3 protein-coding genes are annotated in these 1,977 nt (G+C 70.2%); 1 reads left to right on the top strand and 2 read right to left on the bottom strand.

All coding sequences use genetic code 11. The annotated features are described in order from the left end of the window. A partial coding sequence (locus EHS43_RS43465) for a MaoC family dehydratase N-terminal domain-containing protein (protein WP_148104305.1) occupies positions 1-548 on the bottom strand: 548 nt, incomplete at its 3' end. A gap of 173 nt (positions 549-721) precedes the next feature. Further along, a complete protein-coding gene (locus tag EHS43_RS43470) occupies positions 722-1,036 on the bottom strand; it encodes a hypothetical protein (RefSeq protein WP_125195931.1) in 315 nt (104 codons plus the stop codon). Between the two features lie 346 nt (positions 1,037-1,382). Between EHS43_RS43470 and EHS43_RS43475 the strand changes: the two genes are divergently transcribed. Continuing rightward, positions 1,383-1,977, top strand: a 595-nt coding sequence (locus EHS43_RS43475) for a bifunctional DNA primase/polymerase (RefSeq protein ID WP_148104306.1), incomplete at its 3' end; no start/stop codon positions are given.

The raw sequence follows: 1,977 nt of genomic DNA on the forward strand, positions 1-1,977 counted from the left end.
GTCTCCTTCGCGCGCGTGGGCGCGTACTTGAGGATGCGGAACCGGTGGGTGCCGACGAGGGTCCCGCCCACGCGGACGTCGGTACGGGTCGTGACGAAGTGCCCGGTGCCGAGTCTGGTGGTCTTGCGGCCGGAGACCGACTCGATGACCGTGTCGAACGTGATCTCGTCGCCGGGACGCAACGGCCGCAGGTACTCCTGCTCGCAGTCGGTGGCGACGACCGAGGTGCACCCCGAATCGTCGAGGAGCGCGAGGAGTTCGTCGTACGCGGACGATCTGCCCGTATGGCCGCTCAGTCCCCCCATCGTCCAGGCCTGGAGCATGGTGGGCGGGGCGACGGCGTCGGGGCCCGTGTAGGCCGGGTGGGCGTCCCCCAGGGCTTCGCACCAGTGGCGGATCATCGGCAGGTTGACGGGGTCCTTGCCGGTGGCGGATACAGCGGCGGGGTGCCCTTCGTAGGACTTCAGGCGGGTCAGCAGGTCGGGCTGCGAGGCGTCCGGATCGCCGGCCTCGGGCCGGCTCCGCGGTGTGTCCGGATCGTCGGCCATGACGACAACCTCCTTGTCCGCAAGATTTCCTGACTGTCCGTCAGATCGGGAGAGGTGTCAAGGCCGCCGCCGCACCCGCACACACACCTGCGCGGCGGCGCCGAAGCACCGCCGCGCGGACGTGTCCCACCCCATGAAATCCCCCCGGTCGAGGGCCGTTCAGCCCTCGCGGATCACCACCACAAGGGGGTGAAGTTGACGGACGTGTTGTTGTTCCCCTGGTTGACGGCCGTGAACGCGGAGCCGTTGACCTGTGCCGTGTTGCTCTGGTTCGACGCCCCGGAGCCGACGGCGTTCTGCTGTGTCGTGGACGAGTTGCCGCGGTTGTCGTGCCCGACACCGCTCCCCACGATGCTCGCGACACCCGCGTTCGATCCGTTGTCCGCGAAGCCGCCGTTGTCCGCCGCCGCGACGCCGGTGAAGAGTGCGGCGGCGAGCGGGAGGGCGGAGACGGCGGCGATGACGCGAGCGGTACGGATGCTTGCCATGGTGTTTCCTCCAGAACCCGGCCTGTGCCGGCAGTACGTCAAGTAGGGCTGTTTCCCGGGCAGTTGGCCGACCGCCCCGGTGCTGTGCACGACGTCGCGAATCCAGAGTTGCCCACCGAATCCCCGGCGAACCAGAGCGGAAGCGGTTATTCCCCCTGAAGCGTGAGGACAAGTCGATAAACCCCTTTCGCGACTTCAGGCACCAGGATCGGGTGTTTCGGGCTCTTGATCGTCAAGCGGGACAACAGAGGAAGCGTTCCGGCAGCTTTTCGGCCAATCCCTCCACTTCGGCGCGTCGCACCCGCCGACCCTTCCCTTTTTCGAACACGCGTACGAATATGGAGGCATGGCCACCACCGACCGGCAGGCCACGACCCTGGCCCTCGCACACGCCCTGTCAGCCGCCGAGCGCGGGCTGGCCGTCATCCCCCTGTCCCGCACCAAACTCCCGGCCCTGCGCTCCCCCCACCACGACGACCACACCCCGAACGGCCGCTGCCACGGCGAGTGCGGCGCGTTCGGCCACGGTGTCTACGACGCCTCGACCGACCCCGTCCGCATCCGCGAGCTCTTCGCGGCCGCCCCCTGGGCCACGGGCTACGGCATCGCGTGCGGTCTGCCGCCCCACCACCTGATCGGCGTCGACCTGGACACCAAGTCGGGCACCGACTCCTCGGCGGCCCTGCGCGAACTGGCCCTGCGCCATCTCTTCACGATCCCCGACACGGTCGTCGTCCTCACCCCGAGCGGAGGCCGCCACCTCTGGCTCACCGGCCCGCCCGACGCCGCCGTCCCCAACTCGGCCGGCCGCCTCGCCCCCGGCATCGACATCCGCGGTGCCGGCGGCTACCTCGTCGGCCCCGGCTCCCGCACCGACCACGGCACCTACACGACAGCCCCGGGCACCGCCCACCTCGCCCCGGCGGCCTGCCCGCCGGCCC

Origin of the sequence: Streptomyces sp. RP5T, assembly GCF_003933965.1 — a bacterium.
Lineage (GTDB): Bacteria > Actinomycetota > Actinomycetes > Streptomycetales > Streptomycetaceae > Streptomyces.